Source organism: Bacillus thermozeamaize, from assembly GCA_002159075.1.
In the GTDB taxonomy this organism is placed as follows: Bacteria; Bacillota; Bacilli; order ZCTH02-B2; family ZCTH02-B2; genus Bacillus_BB; species Bacillus_BB thermozeamaize.
The window spans coordinates 1-7,867 of the sequence record LZRT01000106.1; the positions used below are offsets into that span (position 1 = coordinate 1).

Genomic DNA, 7,867 nt, shown 5'->3' on the forward strand with positions numbered 1-7,867 from the left:
AGTCGAATTTCCCCGAATGGCCCCTGAGTACCATTGTCCGGAGGCATGCCGGAAAGTCCAGTCCCTGATGTGAAATTTTCAAAGAGCAAGCTGGAAATTTTGAAGGTGGCCTCCAGTCCCCGAGGAGACTGGAAATCGGCCAGGCAACTGCCTTCAAAAACTACTATACGAGGAGAGGGATTGTCCATGCAAAACGAAGCGATCAACCAACGGTATGAATTTGTCCTTCTGTTCGACGTGGAAAACGGGAATCCGAACGGCGACCCGGACGCCGGCAACCTGCCGCGGATTGATGCCGAAACGGGGGCCGGTCTGGTCACGGACGTGTGCCTGAAACGCAAGATTCGCAATTACGTGGAGCTCGCGAAAGCCGGAGAGCCCGGTTATGAGATTTACGTCCGGGAAGGCGTCGTGCTCAATCAGCTGAACAAGGAAGCGTTTGACCACCATCCGGACATTGAAGTGAAAGAAGACAAAGACAAACTGGAAGCCAAAAAAAGAGAAGACCAATTGAAACTTGCCCGCTGGATGTGCGCCAAGTACTTTGACATCCGGGCGTTCGGCGCGGTCATGACCACGGGGGTCAATTGCGGCCAGGTACGCGGTCCGGTGCAGCTGGGCTTTGCCAAAAGCATCGATCCCATCTCGCCGATGGAAGCGACCATAACGAGGATGGCCGTGACCAACGAAAAAGACGCCGAGAAGGAACGGACCATGGGGCGCAAAGCCTTCGTGCCGTATGGCCTGTATCGGGTGGAAGGTTACGTCTCCGCTCCGCTGGCTCAACAAACCGGCTTCAGCAAAGCGGACCTGGAACTGCTCTGGACGGCTCTGGTCCAGATGTTTGAGCATGACCGGTCGGCTTCCCGCGGCAAAATGTCCGCCCAGAAGCTCGTCGTATTCGAACACGAGACGGCCTTGGGCAATGCCCAGGCACACAAGCTGTTCCAGCTCGTTCAGGTCAGAAGAAAGCCGGAGGTCTCCGTCCCCCGCTCGTATCAGGATTACGAAGTGGCCGTGGGTGAAGCCCCGCAAGGGGTCAAGATCATGGAGATCCTCTGAGCCATGTACCGGGATGACGACGATTACCTCATGCTGTCGGGGATTCAGCATTACGCCTTTTGTCCCCGGCAGTGGGCTCTCATCCATATCGAGCAGCAGTGGGCGGAGAATGTACACACGGTGATCGGACATCAAGTCCATGAACGTTCGGACGACGAGTTCGCGGATGAAACCAGGGGCAGGCTTCGGATTGTCCGGGCCATGCCCTTGGTTTCAGATCGTCTTCGCCTCAGGGGCACGGCAGATGTGGTGGAGTTTCACCGGGTAAGCGAAGAAAGCGATCAAACCATACAGCTCGACGGGCGGGACGGCTTCTGGCGAGTCGTCCCCGTCGAATACAAAAAAGGCCGTCCCAAAAAAGACGACCGGGATGAAGTGCAGCTTTGCGCGCAGGCGATTTGCCTGGAAGAGATGTTAAACGTCCGGATCGAATCCGGATTTCTATACTACGCAACGATAAATCGTAGGGAAGAAGTGTATTTTTCCGAATCTCTTCGTGATCGCGTCCACCGCATGGCCGAGGAGATGCATCTGCTTTTTTCCGAAAAACGCACACCGTCTGCAAAATACGGGAAGCATTGCGACTCCTGTTCCCTGTTTGACGTTTGCCAGCCCAAATGGAGTCAATCCGGATTTCGCTCAGCCAAGACTTACGTTCAACAGCTTCTGAACGAAATGGAGGTGTGAAGAAATACGAAAACTTCTCAACACTTTATACGTGACCAAACCTGATGTGTACATCGGAGCGAAGGGAGAAACCCTGGTCGTACGGTCCGAAGAGAAAAAAGAAATCCAAATTCCCATCATTAATCTTGAATCGGTCGTGGTTTTTGGATATCGGGGAGTAAGCCCGGAGGCCATGGAACTATGCGTCGACCATGGGGTCACGATTGTTTTTCTTTCACCTTCCGGGAAATTCAAAGCCAGAGTCACCGGGATGACCAAGGGAAACGTGTATTTGAGAAAAACCCAGTACCGTTGGAGCGATTCGGAAAGCCACAGCTTGAGATTGGCAAAACGTTTCGTCTTGTCGAAACTCGCGAATGCCAGAGTTTCCCTCATGCGGTCATTGCGCGATCACGGCGAAAAATTGGACCGCCCTCGGTTGGAAGTTGCCTGCAAGGATCTGGCCAATTATGCCTCCATGATAGGAAAATGTGAATCACTGGACGAATTGCGTGGTTTGGAGGGGCTGGCTGCCAGAAAATATTTTTCCGTACTGTCCGAGCAGGTTTTGGTCAACAAGGAATTTTTTCAGATTTCCGGGCGTGTGAAACGGCCGCCAACCGACCGTCTCAATGCGCTGCTATCGTTTTTGTATACCCTGTTGGCATCAGACATCACGCACGCCTTGGAATCCGTCGGCCTGGATCCCCAGATCGGTTTTCTCCATCGGGACCGTCCGGGCCGAAACAGCTTGGCTCTGGACTTAATGGAAGAATTCCGTATTTTCCTGGCGGATCGGCTGGCGTTGTCTTTAATCAATCGCCGGCAACTTCAGCCGGATGATTTTCTGCAAAAAGAAACCGGAGCTTATATTCTCAAAGAGGATGCACGAAAGACAGTGTTGACAGAGTGGCAGTTGAGAAAGCGCGAAGAACTTCGGCATCCATTCATTGATGAGAAGGTACCGATTGGCCTGCTTCCATATGTCCAATCCTTGCTTCTCGCTCGTCATATGCGCGGGGACCTTGATGATTATCCGCCCTTCGTGGCAAAATGAGGGAAATTGGGCATGATGGTGTTGATCACGTATGATGTAAACACGGCAAGCATAACCGGTCAAACACGACTTCGCAGGGTAGCAAAATGCTGCGAAAATTATGGACAACGCGTGCAAAACTCCGTATTCGAATGTCTGCTTGATCCGGCCCAACTTGCCGAGTTAAAACATCAGCTTCAAAAAATCATCGACCCATCAAAAGATAGTTTGCGAATCTACTACCTGGGTTCCAATTGGCGGGGACGCGTTGAACATATTGGCGCCAAACCGGGTTATGATCCGGAAGGCGTAATAATGGTTTAAATGTGCGCGAACCTGCAATAATCATGAAAACCCCAGTTTGTTCGCGATGTTCATTTTGTAAGGGAAGTAAAGATTACGATGTAAAAAAAGGATTTTTTATTTCTCATTAACCACAGATTCGCGCATCATCGCAATTTTCTCCTTATTTTTCAAGGTTTCTGGGAGACAGAGTCGCCCACCGTGCGTGGGCGTGGGTTGAAACCGAATCATATCAAGCATATCCACTCCGGCCCGGTTGTCGCCCACCGTGCGTGGGCGTGGGTTGAAACATCTAATGAACCCATAACATTTTCATATCCAATCGCGTCGCCCACCGTGCGTGGGCGTGGGTTGAAACTCCACCCGCTGATCGATCTCATGCTCCAGCCGATCGTCGCCCACCGTGCGTGGGCGTGGGTTGAAACCAGCGCGAAGTGGCGAAGACCGAGCAGGAGCTAAGTCGCCCACCGTGCGTGGGCGTGGGTTGAAACATCAAGGTTAGCGAACCAACGGGCCCAGTCTGCGAGTCGCCCACCGTGCGTGGGCGTGGGTTGAAACTTGACTTGATCCATGCCGTAGAACACGAGGACATGTCGCCCACCGTGCGTGGGCGTGGGTTGAAACGCTTTTTCAGTCATCCAACTCACGCAAGGCCGCGGTCGCCCACCGTGCGTGGGCGTGGGTTGAAACCCTTCCATCATGCCACCCCTATGTCAAACTGAGCAGTCGCCCACCGTGCGTGGGCGTGGGTTGAAACACGATCATGAGGCTCGGATAGTAGCTGGTGACGTCGTCGCCCACCGTGCGTGGGCGTGGGTTGAAACCGGTCCGCGGCCGAGCCAGGCGTGGGCGAGTTGCTGTCGCCCACCGTGCGTGGGCGTGGGTTGAAACAACCAGCGCCAGGTTTCCGTCTGTATAGGTCAGCGCGTCGCCCACCGTGCGTGGGCGTGGGTTGAAACGAGACCTTCTCCATCGCTTCCGGCACGGTCACGCCGTCGCCCACCGTGCGTGGGCGTGGGTTGAAACCTCGTCGACGACCGTCAGCGCAACGAGCTTCGCGTCGCCCACCGTGCGTGGGCGTGGGTTGAAACTTGCACAGCCTGTACCAGCCGAGCATATTCGCCGGTCGCCCACCGTGCGTGGGCGTGGGTTGAAACTTTTCCAATATTACGGATACTATCCGGGTGGAGGAGTCGCCCACCGTGCGTGGGCGTGGGTTGAAACCCTCGCCATATCGTTTGATCGTCGGGAAATACTCGTCGCCCACCGTGCGTGGGCGTGGGTTGAAACGTAATCCGGTATTTTGCACCGGATCGTAGCAACACGTCGCCCACCGTGCGTGGGCGTGGGTTGAAACTTGCCACCGCCGGACGCCGCCGATCGTGTGCCACGTCGCCCACCGTGCGTGGGCGTGGGTTGAAACTCTCTTTGGATCGCATTCTGAAGCGTTTACGCGGAGGTCGCCCACCGTGCGTGGGCGTGGGTTGAAACACCTCGTTTATGCTAAAGGTATCCGTTCCCATAAATGTCGCCCACCGTGCGTGGGCGTGGGTTGAAACTATTTTCGTGATTTTTCCGTTAACGCAATATGCGAGTCGCCCACCGTGCGTGGGCGTGGGTTGAAACGACGGAACAACTGGAACAGGCACCTGAGGAACCCCGTCGCCCACCGTGCGTGGGCGTGGGTTGAAACACGACGCTATTCCCAACGGCATTGAATACCTCGGAGTCGCCCACCGTGCGTGGGCGTGGGTTGAAACCTGCGATGTCCACGGCCAACTTTACCGGTCTAAGGTCGCCCACCGTGCGTGGGCGTGGGTTGAAACCAATACCTCCTATCCCGGTTAGCACTGCTCCAGGTCGCCCACCGTGCGTGGGCGTGGGTTGAAACCGCTCCACCATGACCCACGCGCCGGGTCAACAGTGGTCGCCCACCGTGCGTGGGCGTGGGTTGAAACGCTTGCGTACTGCTTTTGCAAGCCTTCAAGATACTGTCGCCCACCGTGCGTGGGCGTGGGTTGAAACCTCGAAGCAAAAAACAGAAAACAAGCAGAAAAAGTCGCCCACCGTGCGTGGGCGTGGGTTGAAACCAGACTATGAGTCCGACGAGTACGCCGAATTGCGTCGCCCACCGTGCGTGGGCGTGGGTTGAAACACGATGAAATTACCTAATAATCCCGCCTGATGAGGTCGCCCACCGTGCGTGGGCGTGGGTTGAAACACGATGAAATTGCCTAGTAATCTCGCCTGATGATGGGTCGCCCACCGTGCGTGGGCGTGGGTTGAAACAATGATGTTTTTCTTGTCCGTCTCGGGCTCGTAGGTCGCCCACCGTGCGTGGGCGTGGGTTGAAACGGAAAAAAGAAAGAGGTTTAGAGAATGGCTAAGAAAGTCGCCCACCGTGCGTGGGCGTGGGTTGAAACTCCACGCTGACGCCGAGCCAGACGTTTGGGAGGGGGTCGCCCACCGTGCGTGGGCGTGGGTTGAAACCACCTCGCAGTGGCATCGCGGCTGGACGATCTTTTCGTCGCCCACCGTGCGTGGGCGTGGGTTGAAACTCATAATCGCCATATGCGGCGATTTCATATGCTCCATGTCGCCCACCGTGCGTGGGCGTGGGTTGAAACAAGAAGCCGCCGAAAGGCTTGGGAGAACTCCACAGGGTCGCCCACCGTGCGTGGGCGTGGGTTGAAACTTTCTGCATCAAGGAATGATATTTTGAGTAAATCGAGTCGCCCACCGTGCGTGGGCGTGGGTTGAAACATCCCGTCCACTGTGGACGTGGACAAGGAAGACACGTCGCCCACCGTGCGTGGGCGTGGGTTGAAACTATTTACGTTGCAAACCTTGCGGCATATAACAATGGTCGCCCACCGTGCGTGGGCGTGGGTTGAAACTGGTTCGATCTCATGATTGTGAACGAAGACCCGCGTCGCCCACCGTGCGTGGGCGTGGGTTGAAACATGAACAAGCGCGTCATCGTCGACGACTCGATGCCGTCGCCCACCGTGCGTGGGCGTGGGTTGAAACCTGCTTAGACGCTCCCATGCAGGGCATCTTTTCGTCGCCCACCGTGCGTGGGCGTGGGTTGAAACAAGGCTTGTCCACCACATGCTCCCGGAGCCACTGGTCGCCCACCGTGCGTGGGCGTGGGTTGAAACAGGCCGGGACGATCATCGGGGGGACGATAACTGGGTCGCCCACCGTGCGTGGGCGTGGGTTGAAACGCCGGAAACCTCGGCGGCGTGCTTGTGCCTGGTTGGTCGCCCACCGTGCGTGGGCGTGGGTTGAAACAGGACTTCATCCCTGTCGGCCGCCGAAACCGTCCGGGTCGCCCACCGTGCGTGGGCGTGGGTTGAAACTATTACACACTCTTTCTCCTCGCCCTCACGTCTGGAGTCGCCCACCGTGCGTGGGCGTGGGTTGAAACGAACCGAAACGGTCCACGGAAAGCAAAGCAGCCGCTTGTCGCCCACCGTGCGTGGGCGTGGGTTGAAACTCCGCGTCGAAGAAATCGTAACACCCGTCCAAACGTCGCCCACCGTGCGTGGGCGTGGGTTGAAACCCGCACCGCTGACAAACAAATACCCGTGGCCAGTCGTCGCCCACCGTGCGTGGGCGTGGGTTGAAACAAGGAAGTCCAGCACACTGTCGAGACGATCAAGCGTCGCCCACCGTGCGTGGGCGTGGGTTGAAACCCCTTTGATGAAGTACTCTTCGTCCATCCTCTAAGTCGCCCACCGTGCGTGGGCGTGGGTTGAAACTCGGGCTTGATGCCCAGATAATCGTTGATGCGCTTGTCGCCCACCGTGCGTGGGCGTGGGTTGAAACCACTTCGCCTTCGCTCGCATCGAACCAAGCATAAGTCGCCCACCGTGCGTGGGCGTGGGTTGAAACTCCGCGTCACCCAACATCGTCGTGAAAGCTATTTCGGTCGCCCACCGTGCGTGGGCGTGGGTTGAAACTGGCCGTGGGTGTTGGCGCCGAGGGGGCGAACGCCGGTCGCCCACCGTGCGTGGGCGTGGGTTGAAACACTAACGCCGGCATCGCGCAGCTGGAGGCGGCCACGTCGCCCACCGTGCGTGGGCGTGGGTTGAAACGCCCGTACCGACGCCATTTTCGTCGAGGGTGATGTCGCCCACCGTGCGTGGGCGTGGGTTGAAACCTTTCAGACAACCGCAAAGCGTCCCGCGTTGCAAGTCGCCCACCGTGCGTGGGCGTGGGTTGAAACACGCTGTTCAGTCCGCCAGAAGTCGGAAACATCAAGTCGCCCACCGTGCGTGGGCGTGGGTTGAAACCGAAACCCGCCTGCGTCAGAGGCTGTGTCTCCCGGTCGCCCACCGTGCGTGGGCGTGGGTTGAAACAGCGGACTGCTTCGCCAGACCTAATGACTCTCCGAGTCGCCCACCGTGCGTGGGCGTGGGTTGAAACTGATGTTTGGTTTTTCGTTCGCTTGGCAGAATTTGTCGCCCACCGTGCGTGGGCGTGGGTTGAAACTCTTCTCCCGGGAAAACGACACTCCCGGAGTAACGTCGCCCACCGTGCGTGGGCGTGGGTTGAAACCCATCTCTTTCGGGAAGTCATGTCTAGGCGTTTTGGTCGCCCACCGTGCGTGGGCGTGGGTTGAAACGTTGAGCTGACCCGGATTTTTGTACTTGTAGATGGTCGCCCACTATAATGGACTACGAAAACTAGACAACAAAAAAGGAGTTTCTTAGTTGATGACAACCATCCGCAGAACGTTTACACCGGAACAAAAAGCCCAAATCGTGCTGGAAATTCTGAAGGAGGAAAGGTCGA

General features: G+C 56.8%; 4 protein-coding genes, 1 pseudogene and 1 CRISPR repeat array. All 5 genes and pseudogenes read left to right on the forward strand.

Annotated elements, in window-relative coordinates:
* Window positions 1-186: 186 nt before the first annotated feature.
* The 5 genes and pseudogenes from BAA01_03050 to BAA01_03070 all read left to right on the forward strand — a co-directional run bounded on the left by BAA01_03050 (window position 187) and on the right by BAA01_03070 (window position 7,867).
* A complete protein-coding gene (locus tag BAA01_03050) occupies window positions 187-1,062 on the forward strand; it encodes a type I-C CRISPR-associated protein Cas7/Csd2 (GenBank protein OUM85359.1) in 876 nt (291 codons plus the stop codon).
* Between the two features lie 3 nt (window positions 1,063-1,065).
* The gene (locus BAA01_03055) at window positions 1,066-1,749 is read left to right on the forward strand and encodes a CRISPR-associated protein Cas4 (GenBank protein OUM85360.1); all 684 of its coding nucleotides are present in this window, start codon (window positions 1,066-1,068) and stop codon (window positions 1,747-1,749) included.
* Between the two features lie 4 nt (window positions 1,750-1,753).
* The gene (locus BAA01_03060) at window positions 1,754-2,785 is read left to right on the forward strand and encodes a subtype I-C CRISPR-associated endonuclease Cas1 (protein ID OUM85361.1); all 1,032 of its coding nucleotides are present in this window, start codon (window positions 1,754-1,756) and stop codon (window positions 2,783-2,785) included.
* A 12-nt stretch (window positions 2,786-2,797) separates the two neighbouring features.
* Entirely contained in the window at window positions 2,798-3,088 is a 291-nt protein-coding gene (locus BAA01_03065; protein OUM85362.1) for a CRISPR-associated endonuclease Cas2, read from the forward strand.
* A gap of 170 nt (window positions 3,089-3,258) precedes the next feature.
* Window positions 3,259-7,697: direct repeats of the CRISPR family, unit length 32 nt; unit sequence GTCGCCCACCGTGCGTGGGCGTGGGTTGAAAC.
* 91 nt (window positions 7,698-7,788) lie between these two features.
* A pseudogene (locus BAA01_03070) lies at window positions 7,789-7,867 on the forward strand (transposase).

Excerpts from the sequence above, each read along its gene's own strand:
- BAA01_03050 (OUM85359.1), top strand. The coding sequence starts at position 187 with ATGCAAAACGAAGCGATCAACCAACGGTATGAATTTGTCCTTCTGTTC.
- BAA01_03055 (OUM85360.1), top strand. The coding sequence starts at position 1,066 with ATGTACCGGGATGACGACGATTACCTCATGCTGTCGGGGATTCAGCAT.
- BAA01_03065 (OUM85362.1), top strand. The coding sequence starts at position 2,798 with ATGATGGTGTTGATCACGTATGATGTAAACACGGCAAGCATAACCGGT.